Source organism: Limnohabitans sp. 2KL-51 (assembly GCF_003063645.1).
In the GTDB taxonomy this organism is placed as follows: Bacteria; Pseudomonadota; Gammaproteobacteria; order Burkholderiales; family Burkholderiaceae_C; genus Limnohabitans_A.
Genome location: NZ_NESJ01000014.1, coordinates 1 through 19,926 on the forward strand (window position 1 = coordinate 1; position 19,926 = coordinate 19,926).

The following is a 19,926-nucleotide window of genomic DNA, read 5'->3' on the forward strand; positions in this document are numbered from 1 at the left end:
ATGAGATCCGCCGAGCATGCCCCAAGTCCGGAAAACGATTCAAATCGTGGACAAGGAAAAAGTCAGATTTATTTAAATAAATCATGGGGTTACGTTAAGTCTGATGGCAAACGTTGGGACACTAGTGATGTCGCACAGTGTTGTTTGAGCTTTTGCATGGCGTCTGGTGTGGAGGCGCAAACCCCTCAGCAGGCAAGCCCGAAGATTTGGAGTGAGCCTCCAGCTTTGAAGAGTGCCCTCGCTTCGGGCTCTGCCGATGATCTTCGGCCCATCAGCCTGAATTTCCAGAATGTCGAGATCACCACCTTGCTGCAGGTATTTGCCGAGTTCACCGGTTTGAACTTGGTGGCCACCGACAGCGTGAAAGGCCAGGTGACGGTGCGCCTGACCGACGTGCCCTGGCCGCAGGCTTTGCAAATTGTGTTGCAGTCCAAGGGGTTGGCCTCGCGTCTGGATGGGCGTGTGCTGTGGGTGGCTCCGCAGGGTGAATGGGCTCAGCGCGAAAAAATGCAACTTGAAGCCCAAGCCGCGCTGGAGTCCGTGAGCCCGGTGCAGACGATGAGCATGCGTTTGCAGTATGCCCGGGCCACGGATGTCGCTCAGCGCTTGCAAGGGGCCGGATCGGGTGGTGGTGGCCGCTGGCTCAGCAGCCGGGGCAGCGTGCTGGCCGAGCCGCGCACCAACCAGCTGTTCGTCTCCGACCTGCCCCAGCGTCTGCTCGAGGTGCAAAAACTGTTGGGCCAGCTGGACATTCCCGTGCGCCAGGTGCTTATTGAGGCCCGTATTGTCGAGGCCGATGACCAGTTCGGACAATCGCTGGGCGTGCGATTGGGGGCTGGCTTTGCGGTGCCCTTGCGTGTGAACCAGCGGGCCAACACATTGGCTTTGGGGGCGGGCAATGCTGAGACAGGCGCGGGGGTGGTGACCGGCAACCAGGTCAAGTTGCCTGCCGGCTCGGCGGGGCAGACATTGAACACGCCTGCCAGTTTTGCGGTGTCCTTGTTCAACGCGGCGGCTGATCGGTTCATCAACGTGGAAATCTCCGCACTGGAAGCCGATGGCCGGGGCAAGGTGGTCTCGCGCCCCCGGGTGGTCACAGCCGACCAAACCAAGGCCTTGATCGAGCAAGGGACCGAATTGCCTTACCAGACCGCATCGGCCAGTGGCGCGACCTCGATTACTTTTCGCAAGGCCAACCTGAAATTGGAGGTGACGCCGCAGATCACCCCCGACGGCTCGGTGGTGTTGGAAGTGGACGTCAACCGCGACAGCGTGGGGCAGATCACCCCGGCCGGTTTTGCCATCAACACCAAACACGTCAAGACCCAGGTGCGGGTGGAGGACGGCGGTACCGTGGTGCTGGGCGGTATTTACGAAGAGACCGACCGCAACAACGAAGCCAAGGTGCCCGGCTTGGGGGATGTGCCGGGTTTGGGCTGGTTGTTCAAGAACCGCGACCAGGCGCAGCGCAAAAGCGAGTTGCTGATTTTTTTGACGCCCCGCGTCATGGCCGATGGTCCTGCAGCAGTGCCGCCCTGAGGTCAGCGGGGGTCTGTCTGAGGCTGTTCGTGGGGCAGCTCGGTGGCAAGGCCCCCAACCACGTCGAATACACTGGCAGGCCGCGAACCCCAGGCCCCAGGCTTGGGGGCTGACGCTGATTTTTTCTGCAAGAGACTTCCTTTGAGCATCATCTTTGTGGGCCTTCCCGGTTCGGGCAAAACCACCATTGGCCGCCAGTTGGCGCGCCGTCTTGGCCAGCCGTTTGTCGATTCCGACCATGAGATCGAGCACCGTCTGGGCTGCTCGATCCGGGAGTTTTTTGCCCGCGAGGGTGAGGACAGTTTCCGGAATCAGGAGCAGCAGGTGATCGACGAGTTGACGCAAACGCATCAGGGCGTGATCGCCACGGGGGGCGGTGCCGTTTTGCGCGAAGTCAATCGGCGGCACATGCATGAACGTGGCCAGGTGATCTACTTGCGATCCACTCCGGAAGATGTATTTCGGCGCGTGCGCCATGACACCGCCCGCCCTTTGCTTCAGGTGGACGATCCGCTCAGCCGTTTGCGCACCTTGTTCGATGCGCGAGATCCGCTTTACCGAGAAGCGGCGCACTTTGTCATCGAAACCGGCCGCCCTTCGGTCGCCATGCTGGTCAACATGATTTGCATGCAACTGGAGTTGGCAGGATATTTGCCGCTGAAAGATCAGGCTGGGCCGTAGCGTTCAGTGTCTAGTGTTTAGCTATAAACGTGTCGGGTCCAGTGTTCGCCGCTCAACGCCCAACGCCTCCCGATTTACCCTGATTTGGAAGGGTGCTTGCGCGGTGTCTGGAAAATTGATGCAAAATAGAACGGTCGTTCTTTTTTGAAACGCCATGACCGATCACAAAACCCCCTCCAAAGTTGAAAGCTTGCCTGCGCCAGAGGCAGGTCGGCGCGTGCTCATCAAAGGCCAGCAAACGAAGACTGTGATCATTGACGCAGCATTGGGCCTGGCCTCTCAAATCGGACTGGAAGGCTTGTCCATTGGCGCGGTGGCTGAGGTCACGGGCATGAGCAAATCGGGCGTATTTGCCCACTTCGGCTCGCGCGAAGAGCTGCAGATTTCTGTCATCCGCCAATACCACGACCGTTTTGAGGCCGAGGTGTTTTATGCCGCCATGCAAAAGCCCAGAGGTTTGCCGCGCCTGCAGGCCCTGTTTGACAACTGGATGGAGCAGACCTCGGCTGAGATCGACTCAGGCTGCATCTACATCAGTGGTGCGGTCGAATTTGACGATCGCACTGGCCCGGTGCGCGATGCCCTGGCCTCTTCATGGGCTACTTGGCAAACCGCTTTGCGCCGTGCTGTGGAGCTGGCTCAGGCCGAAGGCCAACTTAGCCGCGAGTCTGACGCCCATCAGATCGCCTTTGAGATCCATGGCTTGATTCTGGCGCTGCATTACGAGGCCCGGTTCTTGCGAAATCCCAGCGCTGCCGACCGAGCCCGCCAAGGCTTCCAGCACATTCTTTCTCGTTGTTCCGACACAAGCACGCCGCTCGTTTCCGCGTCAGTCCATGCGGCCAAGTCTCCCACGTTGGTGTCGGTGCCCAAGGCCCGCCCTAAAACGGACAAGGCCTGATTTTTTCTGATCTATTCCCCCAATACCGATTCAAGGATTTCGCTCATGCCCGTCTACACCCCGCCCCTTCGCGACATGCAATTTGTTTTGCATGAGTTGCTCAACGTGAGCGCAGAACTCAAAGCCTTGCCCAAGCACGCCGACACGGATGCCGACACCATCAATGCGGTGCTCGAAGAAGGTGGCAAGTTTGCCGCCGAGGTGGTCTTTCCCCTCAATATTTCGGGCGACACGCAAGGCTGCCAACTGAACCGCGACACGCACGAGGTCAAAGCCCCCGATGGTTTCAAGGCTGCTTATGAGCAGTATGTGGCGGGTGGATGGCCCTCGCTGAGCTGCGACCCAGCGTTTGGCGGGCAAGGTTTGCCATTTGTGGTGAACCAGTGCTTTTATGAAATGCTCAACTCGTCTAACCAAGCTTGGACCATGTACCCGGGATTGAGCCATGGCGCGTATGAGTGCCTGCACGCGCACGGCACGCCCGAGCAAAAAGCCCTGTACTTGCCCAAGCTGACCAGCGGCGAATGGACCGGCACCATGTGCTTGACCGAGCCGCATTGCGGCACGGATCTGGGCATGCTGCGCACCAAGGCCGAGCCCCAAGCCGACGGCTCTTACAAGCTGAGTGGTCAGAAGATTTTCATCAGCGCAGGCGAGCACGATCTGGCCCCGAACATCGTGCACTTGGTGCTGGCCCGTTTGCCCGATGCGCCTCCCGGCAGCAAAGGCATCAGCCTCTTCATCGTGCCCAAATTCAACTTGGCAGCCGACGGCAGCATGGGCGAGCGCAACGGCATTTACTGCGGTGGCCTGGAGCACAAGATGGGAATCCATGGCAACGCCACTTGCCAGATGGTTTTGGACGAAGCTGTGGGCACTCTGGTGGGGCAGCCCCATAAGGGCCTGGCCGCCATGTTCGTGATGATGAACGCCGCCCGTTTGGGCGTGGGCAACCAGTCCCTGGGCCTGACCGAAGTGGCTTACCAAAATGCGCTGGCCTATGCCAAAGACCGTGTGCAAATGCGCTCGCTCACCGGCGTCAAAGCTCCCGGCAAACCCGCCGACCCGATCATCGTGCACCCCGATGTGCGCCGCATGCTCATGACCGCCAAGGCCTATGCCGAAGGTGGCCGTGCCCTGGCCTGCTACTGCGCCTTGCTGCTCGACAAAGAACTCAACCATCCCGACGAAGCTGTGCGTGCCGAGGCCGCCGAAGTCGTGGCCTTGCTCACGCCCATCGTGAAAGCCTTCACCACCGACAACGCCTGGGAAGCCACATCGGCCTGCCAGCAGGTGTTTGGCGGCCACGGTTACATCAAGGAGTGGGGCATGGAGCAGTTCGTGCGCGATGCCCGCATCAACATGATCTACGAAGGCACCAACACCATCCAGTCACTCGATTTGCTTGGCCGCAAAGTGCTGGGCAACCAGGGCGCCACGCTCAAGAAGTTCGGCAAACTGGTCGAGGAATTGGTCAAGTCCGAAATGGCCAACGAAGCCATGGGCGAATTCATCAAACCACTGGCTGATCTGGGTCAAAAGCTCACGCAACTCACAGGCGAAGTGGGCATGAAAGCCATGAGCAACGCCGACGAAGTGGGTGCTGCGGCGGTGGATTACTTGCGCGTGGTGGGTCACTTGGTGCTGGGCTACTTCTGGGCCCGCTCGGCGCAGATCGCGCTGGCCAAACTGGCCGAGGCCGAAGAGGAAGCCCAGCGCCCCGATCCGTTCTACCAGGCCAAATTGCAGACCGCGCGTTTTTACTTCACCCGCCTGATGCCCGAGACTTCGAGCCTGATGCGCCGCATCCTTGCAGGCAGCGATGTGTTGATGGACACTGACGCCGCGCTGGCATAAGTCAATGAAAGGAATGAACATGATCAAGCTAATATTTGCATTGACCCTCGGCCTGTTCACCTTGCAGGCGCAGGCGCAAATGACCCCGGTTGGCCTGTGGCGCAGCATCGACGACGATAGCAAGCAGCCCAAAGCCGAAATCCGCATCACCCAAAATGCGGCAGGGGGCTTGTCTGGAGTGGTTGAAAAAGGACTGCAAAACAACCCCAATACCGACCCCATCTGTACCCTCTGCACAGACGACCGCAAAGGCAAGCCCAAGATCGGCCTAGAGATCATCCGGGGAGGTCAACAAGGCGACGGCAAGGCTGTGTGGGAAGGTGGGAAAATCCTCGATCCTGAGAACGGCAAGAACTACAGCCTGCGTCTGACACCGATCGACGGCGGCAAAAAGCTGGAAGTGCGCGGCTACATTGGTGCCCCCATGCTGGGGCGCACTCAAACCTGGATTCGGGTTGAGTAAACCCACACCCAAAGGAATACCATGTCTGACATCCTGACCCACATTGACGCGGGGGTGATGACCATCACCTTCAACCGTTTGGACAAAAAGAACTCCATCACCTCGACCATGTACTCGGCCATGGCCGATGCAGTGGCTCAGGCCGCTGCCGATGCCAGCGTTCGTGTGGTGTTGTTTCAGGGGCACGAAAGCATCTTCAGTGCAGGCAACGACATTGGCGACTTTTTGAACCAGCCGCCCAGCACGCAAGAATCGCCCGTGTTCCGCTTTTTGCGCGGCATCGCCACCTTCGAAAAGCCGCTGCTCGCCGCTGTGGCTGGGCCTGCGGTGGGCATTGGCACCACCATGCTGTTTCATTGCGACTTGGTCTATGCCGGTGACAACGCCGCTTTTTCAATGCCTTTTGTCAACCTGGGTCTGTGCCCGGAGGCAGGGTCCAGCCTGCTGGCCCCGCGCATGTTCGGTTACCACCGCGCCGCCGAAGCCCTGCTCATGGGCGAGCCCTTTTTTGCCGAAGCCGCGCAAGAAGTCGGCCTGGTCAACCGCGTGGTGCCGCCCACCGAAGTCAACGGCTACGCGCAGGCGCAGGCCCGCAAGCTGGCCGCCAAGCCCTTGTCCTCCCTCATCGCCACCAAGCGGCTCATGAAGGGCGGCGATCAGCAAACCGTGCTGCAAAAGATGGACGAAGAAGGCCAAAGTTTCGGACGCATGCTGCGCGAGCCTGCCGCCAAAGAAGCCTTTGGTGCTTTCATGGAAAAGCGCAAGCCCGATTTTTCCAAACTTTGAAGGCTTGGGGCTGCCGAACGCGGTTCTTCCCTAGAATCTCATGCATGCCCCATCTCCCAACCACCCCCATTGTTCTGGAACCCGAGTACATCGAAGGTTTTCGCCAGATCTACGAAGAAAAAATCGTCTTCAACAAAACCTTGGGCTTGAAGCTCGTCAAGGTCACACCCGAGGGCGTTGAGGCCCGCATCGACATGCGGCCCGCATTGGTCGGACACTTTGCCTACAACCGCATCCACGGCGGCGTCATCAGCGCTGTGCTCGACGCCATTGGCAGCGCGGCCGTGATGGCGGCGCTGGCCGCCAAGCACATGGACGAGCCACCCGCCAAACGATTGGAGCGCTTTGCCAAGCTGGGAACCATCGATTTGCGAGTGGACTACTTGCACCCGGGCATTGGCGAGTACTTCACCATCACCGCCAACGCCTTGCGCGTGGGTTCGCGTTTGGGGTCGTCTCGCATGGAGTTTTGTGGGCCCGACGGGACCTTGATGTCCACAGGCGCTGCCGCCTACATCGTGTCCTGAGCGCCCCAGCGATTCATTCGGCAGGCACGGGCCTGGGCTTGCCTTGGTCGTCCACCGCCACATAGGTCAGATTCGCTTCGGTGACCTTGATGTACTGGCCTTGCAGCTGAAAACGTTCTGCAAAAACCTCGACCTTGACGGTGACCGAGGTGCGTCCCACGCGCACAATGCGCGAGAAAAAAGACAGGATGTCGCCCACCTTGACGGCTTGCTTGAAGATGAACTCGTTCACCGCCACGGTGACCATGCGGCCGCGCACGCGCCGCGCGGGCAAGACCGCACCGGCCAAGTCCACCTGGGCCATGACCCAGCCGCCAAAAATGTCGCCGCTGGCATTGCAGTCAGCAGGCATGGGGATGACTTTGAGGACCAGCTCCTGGTCAGTGGGCAAAGACACGGTGTTGGGGCGTTGGGTTTCAGACATGGGCACAATCGGTGGTTATCGTTGAACTGGATTGTCCTTTATGCGCCACCACGGCGAACCTGCCGCTTCTGCTTCTCCCCACTCACCTCTGCCCGGTCAAGCTCCCGGCAAGGCCGCCCAGCCGCCAGCAGGCAGTGATTGGAAAACCCTCTCGCGCCTTTTGCCTTACCTGTGGCAATACAAATGGCGCGTGGTGATTGCCCTGAGCCTGATGTTGTGTGCCAAGCTGGCCAACGTCAGTGTGCCCCTGCTGCTCAAGGAGTTGGTGGACGCCATGAGCCTCAAGCCTGGCGATGCGCAAGCGGTGTTGGTCGTGCCGGTGGCGCTGCTGGTGGCTTATGGCGCTTTGCGTTTGCTGACCTCGGCCTTCACCGAATTGCGCGAATTGGTGTTTGCCAAAGCAACCCAAGGCGCTTCGCGCAGCATCGCCCTGGAAACCTTCGAGCACTTGCACGCTTTAAGTCTGCGCTTTCATCTGGCGCGGCAGACCGGCGGCATGACGCGCGACATCGAGCGAGGCGTGCGCGGCATCGAGTCGCTGATTTCGTATTCGCTTTACAGCGTCATACCGACCTTGATTGAGGTGGGCTTGGTGCTGACCATTTTGGCCGTCAAGTTCGACGCTTGGTTTGCAGGCATCACGTTGACAGCCTTGGTGTTTTATATTTTCTTCACCGTTCGCGTGACCGAATGGCGCACCCAGTTCCGCAAGCAGGCCAATGAGTTCGATTCGGCTGCCCATACGCGAGCGGTTGACTCGCTCTTGAACTACGAAACCGTCAAATATTTTGGCAATGAGCGATTCGAGGCGGGTCGCTACGACGAAAGCCTCGAGCGCCTGCGCTTGTCGCGTCTGAAGGCACAAACCTCTTTGTCGGTGCTCAACACCGGGCAGCAGCTCATCATTGCGTCTGCCTTGGTAGCCATGCTCTGGCGTGCCACCGAAGGCGTGGTGGCCGGGCGCATGACTTTGGGCGATTTGGTCATGATCAACGCCTTCATGATCCAGCTCTACATTCCACTCAACTTTTTGGGCGTCCTTTACCGCGAGATCAAGCAAAGCCTGACCGATCTGGACAAGATGTTTGTGCTGATGGACCGCGAGCGCGAAGTGGCCGATGCGCCGGGTGCCCACGCCTTGGCCTTGCAAGGCGCACCCGATGTGGTGTTTGACCGCGTGTCGTTTGCTTATGAGCTTGATCGCCCGATTTTGAAAGACATCAGCTTCACGATTCCGGCCGGCAAAACCGTGGCGGTGGTCGGCCCTTCGGGCTCGGGCAAGTCCACCCTGGCGCGCTTGATGTTCCGCTTTTACGACGTGCAGCAAGGCAACATCTGCATCGCGGGCCAGGACATCCGCCACGTCACGCAGTCGAGCGTGCGCCAGGCCTTGGGCATCGTGCCACAAGACACGGTGCTGTTCAACGACAGCGTGGCCTACAACATCGCCTATGGCCGTCCCGGGGCCAGCCAGACCGAGATTGAGGGGGCAGCGCGTTCGGCCCGCATCCACGATTTCATTGCTTCCACGCCCAAGGGCTACCAATCCTCGGTGGGCGAGCGCGGTCTGAAATTGTCGGGTGGCGAAAAGCAGCGCGTGGCCATCGCCCGCACCTTGCTCAAGGACCCACCGATTCTGGTGTTTGATGAAGCTACCTCGGCGCTGGACTCGGCCAATGAACGCGCCATCCAGTCTGAGCTGGCCAGCGTGGCGCAAAACAAAACCACCTTGGTGATCGCGCACCGCTTGTCGACGGTGGTCGATGCGCACGAGATTTTGGTGATGGAGGCCGGGCAAATCATCGAGCGCGGCAACCATGCCGAGTTGCTGGCCCAACAAGGCCGCTATGCCAGCATGTGGGCGATGCAGCAGTCCAGCGAGTGAACCCGGGTTGGCTTGCGGGTTGTCCTGTAGGTCGGGCCTTCAGGGCCGACGTTGTGCACCACCACCTCTGGAAAATGACACTTCGTGAAAAGATGGCCGTCGGACCATAAAGGCCCGACCTACGAGGGATGGTTTCGTAGATCGGTCCTTCAAGTCCGACAAGTCTCGTTTTGCGCAGCGACCATGGCGGTCTTGCTGCGCGGGTTTTAGCGCTCGTCGAAACTGATCACCACGCGCTCGCTGGTGGGTCGCGCTTGGCAGGACAGGATGAAGCCTTGTTCAACTTCGGGCTTTTCAAGCGTAAAGTTCTTTTCCATTTCGGTCGTGCCTTCCATGACTTTGCAGCGGCATGTGCAGCAAACCCCTGCTTTGCAGGAGTAGGGCAGGTCCAGACCCAGTGACAAGGCGATGTCCAGGATCTTCTCGTTGCGGTTCATCGGCATGTTGTAAGGCTTGCCGTCCAGCACCACGGTGAGCTCCACTTCGCCCTGCTCGCGCGTGGCGGAGTGGCCTAGCACGGCTTGGGCGCGGGCTTCGGGTGGCAGCGCATCGAGCGTGGTTGAGCTGAAGCGCTCGGTCCGTATGCGCTCGGCTTTCACGCCAGCCGTGAGCAGCGCTTGTTCGGTGGCTTCGATCATGGCTTCGGGGCCGCACACAAAGACCTCGTCCATGCTGCCTACCGGCAAAAAGGCGTCGATGATGGCCTGAACTTTGGCGGCATCAATGCGGCCTTCCAGCAAAGGCACTTCTTGGGCCTGGCGCGACAGGATATGGATCAGCGTCAGACGTGAGGGGTAGCGGTCTTTCAGGTCTTGCAGCGCTTCATTGAACATCACGCTGTCCATGCGCCGGTTGCCATAGACCAAGGTGAATTTGCTGTCGGGTTGCTCTTCCAGCGTGCTCGACAAGATGGACAGGATGGGCGTGATGCCCGAGCCTGCGGCAAAGCCCACGCGGTGAATCGCTCGGGGGCGCTGCACCACAAAGCGGCCATCGGGCGGCATTACGCGCAAGGTGTCGCCTGCCTTGAGTTGGGTGGCGGCCCAGTTGGAGAACACGCCACCTTCCACGGGGCGAATGCCCACTTCGAGTAGGCCATGTTTTTGCAATTGGCTGCGGGCCGAGCTGATGGAATAGCTGCGTCGCACATCGGCGCCAACAATGTCGGCGCGCAAGGTCAGAAACTGGCCCGGCTGGAAGTCGAAACTGCTGCGCAGATCGGCGGGGACGTTCATCGTGATGGCCACGGCGCCTGCCGCTTCCGGGTTGATGCGTGCGATCGGGAGGTCATGAAATCTGGGAGCGGACATGGCTTGAGACTCTGGAGCTGGGTGGCTTGGGGCCGCTCAGTAAGGTTTGAAGTAATCGAAGGGCTCCATACAGGCCAGACACCGGTAAAGGGCTTTGCATGCGGTAGAGCCGAAATGGGAGGTTTCTGTGGTGTTGGCCGAGCCGCACTGTGGGCAGTTCACCACTTCGGGTTTGGCCCCGCGCGCTGCAAACTGCACCACGCTGGCCGCCCCTGTGCCGCTGCTGGCGCAGGCATGCGGTGGGGCTATGCCATAAGCGCGCAGTTTGTCTTTGGCGGTTTCACTCATCCAATCGGTGGTCCAGGCCGGGGCCAGTTGCGTGACCACGTGGCCTTGCAGGCCGTGGGCTTGCAACAGGGCTTTTACATCGTCCTCGATCTGACCCATGGCTGGGCACCCACTGTAGGTGGGCGTGATGACCACTTCGAGCCCCGCGTCTCCCGCGCGCACATCGCGCAAGATGCCCAGCTCGCGCAAGGAGACCACTGGGATTTCCGGGTCGGTCAATGCGTCGAGCAGGACCCAGGCGCGGGCCACATCGGTGGCGCTGGGCAGCGAAGTGAGGGAGGACATGGCTTGAACTTACCAGGTGGCTTGTGGGTGGCTGCGGGCCAGGCTTTGCATCTCGGCCAACACGAAACCCAGGTGCTCGGAGTGGATGCCTTGCTTGCCCGTGGGCACAAAGCCGCCGTCGGCTGGACGCTTCAAGGTAGCCTCTTGCAAGGCCTCGTTCACGATCTGGTTCCAGTCGTTTTGCAAGGCGGCCATGTCGATGCCCGTGCCGTTGGCCAGCGCGGCGGCTTCGTGCGGACTGACAGCCCAGAATTCTTGTGTGAAGGGGATTAATTGGTCAAGGGCCGCTTGTGCTTTGGCGTGGGACTCGTCGGTGCCATCGCCCAGACGCACCAGCCAGTCGCGCGAATGGCGCAAGTGGTATCGCACTTCCTTGAGTGACTTGGCTGCAATGGCGGCCAGTTGTGCATCTTTGGAGTTTTGCAACTGGTCCCAGACCAGCACCATCAGGCTGCTGTACAGAAAGTTGCGCGCCATGGTCATGGCGAAATCGCGGTCGCCCTGAGCTGTGGCAGACATCAAGGGCGTGTGCGGCAATTCGCACAAGGTGTAGTTGCGGAAATCGGGCACATCGCGGAAATACGCCAGCGTGTCTTCAGTGGCACCGCCGCCTTGCGTCTCTGCCGCGTGCTGGTACAACATGCGGGCTTGGCCGATCAGGTCCAGGCTGTTGTTGGACAGCGCGATGTCCTCTTCGAGGATGGGGCCGTGGCCGCACCATTCGGCGTTGCGCTGACCGAGGATCAGCGCGTTGTCTGCGAGGTGCAAAAGATATTCAGTTGGGGCATTCATAGGCGTAGCGAGAAGGTTTCAGGCAAGGCTTGGCGGCGAAGACAAAGCGAAGACGGTGATTCAGGTGAAGCGTATGGCGAGCCGCTGCAACGCTGCATGAAGTCTTCGCCTTAACCGTTCACATTAACCGTTCACATGTGTCCGACTTCGTCGGGGATTTGGTAGAAGGTAGGGTGGCGGTACACCTTGTCGCTGGCCGGGTCGAAGAACTCGGGCTTGTCGTTGGGCTCACTGGCCGAGATGTTGGCCGAGGGCACCACCCAGATGCTCACGCCTTCCTGGCGGCGGGTGTAGACATCGCGTGCCATTTGCAGGGCGTGCTCGGAGTCTGATGCGTGCAGGCTACCGCAGTGCTTGTGCTCAAGACCTTGCTTGGAGCGAACAAAAACTTCCCAAAGGGGCCATTCTTTCAATGCGGCGGTGCTCATGCAGCTTCCTTCATCTGACGTTGCTGTTGCTTTTTGGCGTGGGCTAGAGCCGCTTCGCGCACCCAGCCTCCGTCGTTCCAAGCCTTGACGCGGGCGCCCAGGCGTTCTTTGTTACAAGGGCCGTTGCCGTTCACCGTGGCCCAGAACTCGTCCCAGTCGATCTGGCCGTAGTCGTGTTGACCACGCGCCTCGTTCCACTTCAAGTCGGGGTCGGGCAAGGTCACACCCAGCACCTTGGCTTGTGGCACGGTGGCGTCTACAAATTTTTGGCGCAAGTCGTCGTTGCTGATGAGCTTGATGCCCCAGCGCATGCCTTGCGCGCTGTTGGGGCTGTCGGCATCAGGCGGGCCAAACATGGCCAGGCACTTCCACCACCAGCGGTTCACGGCATCTTGCACCATGGCTTTTTGCTCGGCCGTGCCTTGCATCATCACCAACAGCGCTTCGAAGCCTTGGCGCTGGTGGAAGCTTTCTTCTTTGCACACGCGCACCATGGCGCGGGCGTAAGGGCCATAAGAGCAGCGGCACAGGGGTACCTGGTTCATGATGGCGGCGCCATCGACCAGCCAGCCGACCACGCCGACATCGGCCCAGTTGAGCGTGGGGTAGTTGAATATGGAGCTGTATTTGGCTTTGCCCGTGTGCAGGCCGTCCAGCATCTGATCGCGGCTGGTGCCCAGGGTCTCGGCGGCGCTGTAAAGGTACAGGCCGTGACCGGCTTCGTCTTGCACCTTGGCGATCAAAATCGTTTTGCGCTTCAAGCTGGGGGCTCGGCTGATCCAGTTGGCTTCGGGCAGCATGCCGACAATTTCGCTGTGGGCATGCTGGCTGATCTGGCGCACAAGGGTTTTGCGATAGGCCTCAGGCATCCACTCGCGAGGTTCGATGCGGCCATCGGCATCGATGCGGGCGTCAAAGGCCGCTTGCAGGGCGGTGTCTTGTGCGCTCAAGGCTTTGGGGACGGCTTTCAGACCGACCGACTTGGCGTCGTCGGAACCGTCCGGGACGCTGAATGATTGCGTGTACATGGGTTTCTCCTGCGCCAAACAGGATGGAATGATCGCGGCGCAGATGCCAGTATACCCATTAACCGACCGTTCGGTCGGTTAATTTGCTTCACCCATGATCAGGGTTTACACTTATTTTTGGCGTTCAGCATGAAGCGTGCAGCGTGTAGGCCCAGTATTCAACTCTCAACGCTACTCAAGTCGACTCCACCGCCCAGTTTTTGCCTGACCCACGCGCCAGAGCAGGTCCCACCATGTCCAGAGCCTTGCGGATCTGGTCTTTCAGCGTGAAGGGCGGGTTGATGACGAACATGCCGCTGGCCACCAGGCCGCCTTCGTCGCCTGGACCTCGCCCAATTGCCAGTGTGGCGTTGAGCCAAGGCTTTTGGGACTGGTTGGCCAAGGTGCGCAGGCGTTTGGGCAAGTCGTGCGCTTCGGGGCGCGGGATGATCGGGTACCAGACCAGATACGTGCCGGTCGAAAAGCGCTTGAGGTATTCCTGAATGACGCTGGCGACCTTGCTGTAATCCGATTTGATCTCGTAGCTGGGGTCGATCAGCACCATGGCCCGCTTTGAGCCGGTGGCCGAGGGCGGGGGTGGCAGGATTTTTTTGAGCGCCTCAAAGCCGTCTTCGCGGCTGACGGTGATGGTGCGGCCGGCTTCGAGTTGTGCGATGTTGGCGGTCAGTGCTTTGCTGTCGGTGGGGTGCAGCTCAAACAGCCGCAAGCGGTCACGCGATTCATGGCGCATGAGTTTGTGCATCAAAAACGGCGAGCCGGGGTAAATTTTGGCTTGCCCGTTGGGGTTGAAACTGGCAATTTGTTCTAGGTAATCCTGCACGGGCTCAGGCAGGGTGTCGAGCTTTTCGGCGGCAGCCAAAAGCTTGAAAAGACCGTCTTCGGCTTCTGCCCCTTTTTGCGAATAATCACCATCCAGGCGGTACAAACCAGCCCCGGCATGGGTGTCAATTAGGGTGATGCCGGCCTCTTTTTGCATGAGGTGGCGCATCGTGGCGAGCAAGGTGATGTGTTTGAGCACATCGGCATGGTTGCCCGCGTGAAAAGCGTGTCGGTAACTGAACATCCCTTGATGGTAACCAATTGCGCGCGCAAGTCCTTGATTTTTCGTATAATAGAAGGCTTCGCAGCGATTCAGTGGTCCCGCGGCGAAGACGCCAACCGCCGTAAGGCATAAGCAAATTCCCACCTAAGAGGCTCCCAAAAGAGGAGCACCGACCGTGGAAAAGGACCCGCCAAACCTTTCTTTTAAAGAGAAAACTCATGACAACAACTTTCAGCGCCAAACCCGCTGAGGTCGTGCACGAGTGGTTTGTGATTGACGCGACCAACAAGGTCCTCGGACGAGTAGCCAGCGAAGTTGCTCTCCGTTTGCGCGGCAAACACAAGGCCATTTACACGCCTCACGTCGACACCGGTGACTTCATCGTCATCATCAATGCAGCCCAGCTCAAAGTAACGGGCGCCAAGACGACGGACAAGATTTATTACCGCCATTCCGGCTACCCAGGTGGCATCACTGCCACCAACTTCCGCGACATGCAAGCCAAGCACCCTGGCCGCGCACTCGAGAAGGCTGTCAAGGGCATGTTGCCCAAGGGCCCACTCGGTTACGCCATGATCAAAAAACTCAAGGTGTACGGTGGCGCTGAGCACCCACACACCGCCCAACAGCCTAAAGTGCTGGACATCTAAGGAGCCTTGAGATGATTGGTGAATGGAACAATGGCACAGGCCGTCGCAAATCCAGCGTCGCCCGCGTGTTTCTGAAAAAAGGCACTGGCAAGATCACGGTCAACGGCAAGGACATCCAAGCCTACTTCGGCCGCGAGACTTCGATCATGATCGCCAAGCAACCCCTCATGTTGACCAACCATGCCGAAACTTTCGACATCATGATCAACGTGCACGGAGGTGGCGAATCCGGTCAAGCCGGTGCTTCGCGCCACGGCATCACCCGCGCCCTGATTGACTACGACGCAACGCTAAAGCCTATGCTGAGCCAAGCTGGTTTCGTCACACGCGACGCCCGTGAAGTTGAACGTAAAAAGGTCGGTCTGCACGGTGCTCGTCGCCGCAAGCAGTTCTCCAAGCGTTAATCCGCTTTTCCTGCTTCGTCAAAAAGCCGCCCGGTTCGCCGTGGCGGCTTTTTGTTTGGCCGCTTGTCGAGTGAAAAGCCCATGAGGCCAGTAGCGTTACTGCTCGGAACAGTCTGTAATTCCCGACCAGCGCGCTATACTATTTGGCAATGAACCGGAGAAACACCATGAGCGCTGTTGCTGAAAATATCCAAACTGTCATGCCCGACCCGATTGTCTTCACCGACAGCGCGGCCGCCAAGGTGGCTGACCTGATCGCCGAAGAAGGCAACCCAGATTTGAAATTGCGCGTGTTTGTGCAAGGCGGCGGTTGCTCGGGTTTTTCGTATGGTTTCACTTTCGATGAAATCACCAACGAAGACGACACCACCATGAGCAAAAACGGGGTGTCCCTTCTGATCGATGCCATGAGCTACCAGTACCTTACCGGTGCCGAGATCGATTACAAAGAAGACCTGCAAGGTGCACAGTTTGTGATCAAGAACCCTAACGCCACATCCACTTGTGGTTGCGGCTCTTCCTTCTCGACCTGATTTGCGGGTTGGGCCAGCATGGCTGGCCATTCATCAACGGGGGTAAATGGCCCCCAAGACGCGGGCGCCTCTGGCGCCCGTGACGCTTGGTAAGCTGGATGTTTGGCGGTGTACGGTTTTGAAAGCCAACCAAGCAAAGGCAGCAGCCTCCACTTGAAGCGGTGGCAGGCCCAAGGCCTCACTGTTCACGACAGGCATGTCCGGCACATGCGCCACCATCTGGCGCATCAATTCGCCGTTCAAGGCCCCCCCACCGCATACGACCAGTTGGCATGCATCAGGGGCATAACGCAAGATGTCCTGGCTGCAGGCATAGGCCGTGTAAGTGCAGAGGGTGGCTTGCACATCGGCCGGTTTCAGGTCCTCAAACTGAGCGAGGTGATGCAGTAGCCATGCTGGGTTGAACAGGTCTCGCCCAGTGCTCTTTGGGGGCTGCTTGTGCAAGAAACTTTCGCCGGTCATTTTCAACAACAATTCGGGGTGCAACTGGCCACTGGCCGCCCAAGCGCCGTCACGGTCGAACGATTGCCCAGTGTGGCGAGCGCACCAGAAATCCATCAGTGCATTGCCTGGACCGCAATCCCAACCTAACACCGAGCCGTCGGCTTTGAGCACACTCAGGTTGGCGATGCCGCCAATGTTGAGCACCGCCACGCAGCGACCTGATTGGGAAAAGACACCTTGGTGAAAGGCAGGTACCAGGGGCGCACCTTGCCCTCCGGCGGCCAAGTCCCGACTTCTGAAGTCTGCAACCACGTCGATGCCCGTCAGCTCGGCCAACAATGCAGGGTTGATCAGTTGAAGGGTATAGCCCACCGCAGGGCGATGGCGCGCCTCATCTGCATCAAACTCCAGTGGGCGATGGCGCACGGTCTGGCCATGAGCGCCAATCGCGTTGACCTGCGCGGTTTGGAGTCCGGTTTTTTGGAGCAAAGCGCCCACCACCTCTGCGTAATGGCGGGCAATGGCGTTTCCCGCCAAGGCGCTGCGGTGTAATTCGTCGGTGCCGCTTTGGTTGAGGGACAACAAATCACTTCGAAAGGCATGATCAAAGGGTGCAAAGTCATGGGCCAAGACATTCAGGTGCCCCGCATCGTCTATTTGGGCAAGGACCCCATCCACACCATCCAAAGAGGTGCCGGACATGAGGCCAATGAAATAAGAGGAGGGCATGAGGAGCGCCTCAGTTGATCAGGCCAAGGCCATAGTTGGACCGATCAGAGAAAGAGTCCGGCGGTCTGTCAGGGAGCCGGCCAATTATTGGCTGTTGACTTCCCGCATCTGGGCGGCTGCCTGCAGCTGAGACTGAGCTTGGCCCACTAAAGCCGCGAATCTGGCCTTGGAAGAGGGCGCTATCGGCACGCTTTGAGCTTGCTGGATGACTTTCTGGGGGTCAACGTGGACACCGTTGACGCGGAACTCAAAATGCAAATGAGGGCCTGTCGACCAACCCGTAGATCCAACAGCGCCAATGGCTTGGCCTTTTTGCACGGTTTGACCATTGCGCACATGGATGCGGCTGAGGTGGGCATACAAAGTCGAGTGGCCATTGCCATGGCGAACCTCAACCACGTTGCCATACCCGCCTTGAAAACCCGCAAAAACGACCACGCCATCACCCACAGTCATGGCGGGGGTTCCGGTCGGGGCTGCATAGTCCACACCGCGGTGTGCTTGCTGGGTGTTGAAAATGGGGTGCAGGCGCATGGCAAAACCACTGGACTGACGAGAAAAAGTCAGCGGAGAGGCCAAATAGGAGCGACTCAAGCTCTTGCCGTCCATGTCGTAATAATTGCCTTTTTGGCCGGGTTCTTGGTACCAAATGGCGTCGTATTGCTGGTTGTCATTGTGGAACTCGGCACTGAGCACCCGACCTGTGCGCAAGGGTTCTCCATCGGCTTCCAGGACTTCATAGACCACAGAAAAGCGAGCACCTTTTCGCAAGGTGCGGTGAAAGTCAATCTGATTGGAAAAAATCAATGTCAGCTGGTGGATCACAGGGTCAGGAAGTCTGGCCTCGTCAGCAGCATCGTAGAGGGATCGAGACACCGTGCCGCCAGTCATGCGGATGCTGGTGTTCATGGGAGAGGTTTCGAGTGCCGCCTGAAAGCCCTGTGGGGAACGCTCCACACGCAAACGTTGAAAGAAGGTGTCGTTTTCGTTTTTGAGCCAGCGAACACTCAGTGAACGCAGTAACTGTTGGGGGGTGACTTCGGCGGATACTGCGCGCCCACCTTGCAGTAGCGCTTGGCGGGCTTGTGGATTTTTGCGCAAAAATGCGGCCGCTTCTGCATCGACCAGTCCCAAACGACTCAGCAAGGCTTCGGGCGTGTCTGAGGGACGGGTGTTGTCTGACCGGGTCAAGATGACTTCGAACTTGTCCAGCAGTTGAGCCTGCGATTCAAGCTGAGCGATCTCAACGGGCACAGTGATGTTGACAACGGGTTGGTCTGAAATATCAGGTCCCAGATTGGCAATGGCAAAAGCACCGCCTCCACCTACGAACAAGACGCTGGCAAGGCTGGCGGCAATCGTTTTGGGGTGACGCTTGAGCCATCCTTGAAGGACCAGATTCGCCTGATTCAGGTGCGGGTGATAACCGTCTACCCATGCTAAAAACTTTTGCGTGGCAATCAGCACTGCGCCCAGCACGGCCGTGCCAAGGAACAAAATGCTGAGCAGCAAAGAGGTCAGTCGCGACTGTAGGATAGATAGGAACGGCATGAAAAACGTGAGGGAGACAATGTCAGGCGCAAAGGAGAAGTGCCAGATGGGTCAGAAACAGTCAGGTCGCACATAAAATGCAACTTGAACTCGAGTGGCGATTGTATCCGTCCTCATCGCTTTCAACTCAGAAAAAACCCTTATGAATCAAGCGCTTGTTACAAAATACCCGGTAAATGATCGTGTGTTGAATGCTTTGGAAGTTACTTTGCGAGGTTGTGAAGAGCTGATACCCAAAGAAGATTGGCTACAAAAACTGGCCAAATCAGAAGCCACAGGTGTGCCTTTGCGCATCAAATTGGGCTTGGACCCCACGGCGCCCGACATCCACATCGGTCATACGGTGGTGCTCAACAAGATGCGTCAGTTGCAGGATTTGGGGCATCAGGTGATCTTTTTGATTGGCGATTTCACCAGTCTGATTGGCGATCCGTCCGGCCGCAACAGTACCCGCCCGCCGCTCACGCCCGAGCAGATCAAGGCCAACGCTGAGACTTACTACAAACAAGCCAGTCTGGTGCTCGATCCCAGTAAAACCGAGATCCGTTACAACAGTGAGTGGTCGCTCCCATTGGGTTCCATGGGCATGATCCAGCTGGCGGCCAAGTACACCGTGGCCCGCATGATGGAGCGCAACGACTTCCATGACCGTTTCAAGGCAGGCACACCGATTTCGGTGCACGAGTTCTTGTACCCGCTCATGCAGGGTTACGACTCTGTGGCACTCAAGTCCGACTTGGAGCTGGGTGGCACCGACCAGAAGTTCAACCTGCTGATGGGACGTCATTTGCAAGCCGAATATGGCCAAGAGCAGCAGTGCATCTTGACCATGCCCCTGCTCGAAGGCCTGGACGGTGTGGACAAGATGTCCAAGTCCAAGAACAACTACATCGGCATCAGCGAAGAGCCCAACACCATGTTCGCCAAGGTGCTGAGCATCTCTGACACCCTCATGTGGCGCTGGTTCACCCTGCTGTCCTTCAAGTCGATGGCCGACATCGAGGCGCTGAAAAAGGAAGTGCAGGCCGGACGCAACCCCAAAGACGCCAAGGTCATGTTGGCCAAAGAGATCACGGCGCGCTTTCACAGCGCGGCGGCTGCCGATGCGGCGGAGCAGGATTTCATCAACCGCAGCCAAGGCGGCGTGCCCGATGACATTCCGGAAGTGTCTTTGTCCGGCGCACCCATGGGCATCGGGGCTTTGCTCAAGGCGGCCGGATTGGCACCGTCGACCACCGAAGCCGGTCGTTTGGTGGACGGTGGCGGTGTGCGTGTGGATTCCAGCGTGGTCAGCGACAAGGGACTGAAACTGGAAGCGGGCACTTACGTAGTGCAAGTGGGCAAGCGCAAGTTTGCGAAGGTGACGTTGGCTTGACTCG

General features: G+C 58.8%; 21 protein-coding genes. 12 read left to right on the forward strand and 9 right to left on the reverse strand.

Annotated features, from left to right (window positions below):
* Positions 1-156 precede the first annotated feature (156 nt).
* The 7 genes from B9Z49_RS14930 to B9Z49_RS14960 all read left to right on the forward strand — a co-directional run bounded on the left by B9Z49_RS14930 (position 157) and on the right by B9Z49_RS14960 (position 6,754).
* Complete coding sequence (locus B9Z49_RS14930) at positions 157-1,539, forward strand: type IV pilus secretin PilQ (protein ID WP_108354240.1); 1,383 nt, start codon at positions 157-159, stop codon at positions 1,537-1,539.
* 141 nt (positions 1,540-1,680) lie between these two features.
* Positions 1,681-2,220 carry a shikimate kinase gene (locus B9Z49_RS14935; RefSeq protein WP_108354241.1) on the forward strand — a complete coding sequence of 180 codons (540 nt, stop codon included), beginning with the start codon at positions 1,681-1,683 and terminating at the stop codon, positions 2,218-2,220.
* 154 nt (positions 2,221-2,374) lie between these two features.
* Positions 2,375-3,121, forward strand: coding sequence for a TetR/AcrR family transcriptional regulator (locus B9Z49_RS14940; RefSeq protein ID WP_108354242.1), 747 nt, complete (start codon positions 2,375-2,377; stop codon positions 3,119-3,121).
* Positions 3,122-3,166: 45 nt separating this feature from the next.
* The gene (locus B9Z49_RS14945) at positions 3,167-4,978 is read left to right on the forward strand and encodes an acyl-CoA dehydrogenase C-terminal domain-containing protein (protein WP_108354243.1); all 1,812 of its coding nucleotides are present in this window, start codon (positions 3,167-3,169) and stop codon (positions 4,976-4,978) included.
* 19 nt (positions 4,979-4,997) lie between these two features.
* On the forward strand, positions 4,998-5,441 hold the full coding sequence (locus B9Z49_RS14950; protein ID WP_199225075.1) for a DUF2147 domain-containing protein: 444 nt from the start codon (positions 4,998-5,000) through the stop codon (positions 5,439-5,441).
* 21 nt (positions 5,442-5,462) lie between these two features.
* A complete protein-coding gene (locus B9Z49_RS14955; protein ID WP_108354244.1) occupies positions 5,463-6,227 on the forward strand; it encodes an enoyl-CoA hydratase in 765 nt (254 codons plus the stop codon).
* A 44-nt stretch (positions 6,228-6,271) separates the two neighbouring features.
* Positions 6,272-6,754 (forward strand): thioesterase family protein, encoded by a 483-nt coding sequence (locus tag B9Z49_RS14960; protein ID WP_108354245.1) that lies wholly within the window; start codon positions 6,272-6,274, stop codon positions 6,752-6,754.
* Between the two features lie 13 nt (positions 6,755-6,767).
* On the opposite strand, the gene B9Z49_RS14965 is transcribed toward B9Z49_RS14960, so the two are convergent.
* Complete coding sequence (locus B9Z49_RS14965) at positions 6,768-7,178, reverse strand: acyl-CoA thioesterase (protein WP_108354246.1); 411 nt, start codon at positions 7,176-7,178, stop codon at positions 6,768-6,770.
* 40 nt (positions 7,179-7,218) lie between these two features.
* On the opposite strand from B9Z49_RS14965, the gene B9Z49_RS14970 reads away from it, so the two are divergent.
* Positions 7,219-9,063 carry an ABC transporter ATP-binding protein/permease gene (locus B9Z49_RS14970; protein WP_108354247.1) on the forward strand — a complete coding sequence of 615 codons (1,845 nt, stop codon included), beginning with the start codon at positions 7,219-7,221 and terminating at the stop codon, positions 9,061-9,063.
* A gap of 206 nt (positions 9,064-9,269) precedes the next feature.
* Here B9Z49_RS14970 and B9Z49_RS14975 read toward each other — a convergent pair whose 3' ends face one another.
* From B9Z49_RS14975 to B9Z49_RS15000, 6 genes are all read right to left on the reverse strand, one after another.
* Complete coding sequence (locus B9Z49_RS14975) at positions 9,270-10,373, reverse strand: 2Fe-2S iron-sulfur cluster-binding protein (RefSeq protein ID WP_108354248.1); 1,104 nt, start codon at positions 10,371-10,373, stop codon at positions 9,270-9,272.
* Between the two features lie 36 nt (positions 10,374-10,409).
* On the reverse strand, positions 10,410-10,946 hold the full coding sequence (paaD, locus tag B9Z49_RS14980) for a 1,2-phenylacetyl-CoA epoxidase subunit PaaD (RefSeq protein ID WP_108354249.1): 537 nt from the start codon (positions 10,944-10,946) through the stop codon (positions 10,410-10,412).
* Between the two features lie 9 nt (positions 10,947-10,955).
* Complete coding sequence (paaC, locus tag B9Z49_RS14985; protein ID WP_108354250.1) at positions 10,956-11,738, reverse strand: 1,2-phenylacetyl-CoA epoxidase subunit PaaC; 783 nt, start codon at positions 11,736-11,738, stop codon at positions 10,956-10,958.
* Positions 11,739-11,869: 131 nt separating this feature from the next.
* On the reverse strand, positions 11,870-12,166 hold the full coding sequence (paaB, locus tag B9Z49_RS14990; RefSeq protein ID WP_108354251.1) for a 1,2-phenylacetyl-CoA epoxidase subunit PaaB: 297 nt from the start codon (positions 12,164-12,166) through the stop codon (positions 11,870-11,872).
* On the reverse strand, positions 12,163-13,194 hold the full coding sequence (gene paaA, locus B9Z49_RS14995; RefSeq protein ID WP_108354252.1) for a 1,2-phenylacetyl-CoA epoxidase subunit PaaA: 1,032 nt from the start codon (positions 13,192-13,194) through the stop codon (positions 12,163-12,165). The genes paaB and paaA overlap by 4 nt, the downstream gene beginning before the upstream one ends.
* A 175-nt stretch (positions 13,195-13,369) precedes the next feature.
* Entirely contained in the window at positions 13,370-14,257 is an 888-nt protein-coding gene (locus tag B9Z49_RS15000) for a 23S rRNA (adenine(2030)-N(6))-methyltransferase RlmJ (protein ID WP_108354253.1), read from the reverse strand.
* Between the two features lie 197 nt (positions 14,258-14,454).
* Between B9Z49_RS15000 and rplM the strand changes: the two genes are divergently transcribed.
* From rplM to erpA, 3 genes are all read left to right on the forward strand, one after another.
* Positions 14,455-14,886: a 50S ribosomal protein L13 gene (gene rplM, locus B9Z49_RS15005; protein WP_108354254.1), complete on the forward strand. Its 432-nt coding sequence runs from the start codon at positions 14,455-14,457 to the stop codon at positions 14,884-14,886.
* Positions 14,887-14,897: 11 nt separating this feature from the next.
* Positions 14,898-15,290, forward strand: a complete 393-nt coding sequence (gene rpsI, locus B9Z49_RS15010) for a 30S ribosomal protein S9 (RefSeq protein ID WP_108354255.1) — start codon at positions 14,898-14,900, stop codon at positions 15,288-15,290.
* 167 nt (positions 15,291-15,457) lie between these two features.
* Entirely contained in the window at positions 15,458-15,823 is a 366-nt protein-coding gene (gene erpA / locus B9Z49_RS15015) for an iron-sulfur cluster insertion protein ErpA (RefSeq protein ID WP_108354256.1), read from the forward strand.
* A gap of 33 nt (positions 15,824-15,856) precedes the next feature.
* Here erpA and B9Z49_RS15020 read toward each other — a convergent pair whose 3' ends face one another.
* Positions 15,857-16,996: an anhydro-N-acetylmuramic acid kinase gene (locus tag B9Z49_RS15020; protein WP_108354257.1), complete on the reverse strand. Its 1,140-nt coding sequence runs from the start codon at positions 16,994-16,996 to the stop codon at positions 15,857-15,859.
* 84 nt (positions 16,997-17,080) lie between these two features.
* Positions 17,081-18,547 carry a M23 family metallopeptidase gene (locus B9Z49_RS15025; RefSeq protein WP_108354258.1) on the reverse strand — a complete coding sequence of 489 codons (1,467 nt, stop codon included), beginning with the start codon at positions 18,545-18,547 and terminating at the stop codon, positions 17,081-17,083.
* Positions 18,548-18,689: 142 nt separating this feature from the next.
* Here B9Z49_RS15025 and tyrS point away from each other — a divergent pair, with 142 nt between their 5' ends.
* Entirely contained in the window at positions 18,690-19,922 is a 1,233-nt protein-coding gene (tyrS, locus tag B9Z49_RS15030) for a tyrosine--tRNA ligase (protein WP_108354259.1), read from the forward strand.
* Positions 19,923-19,926 lie beyond the last annotated feature (4 nt).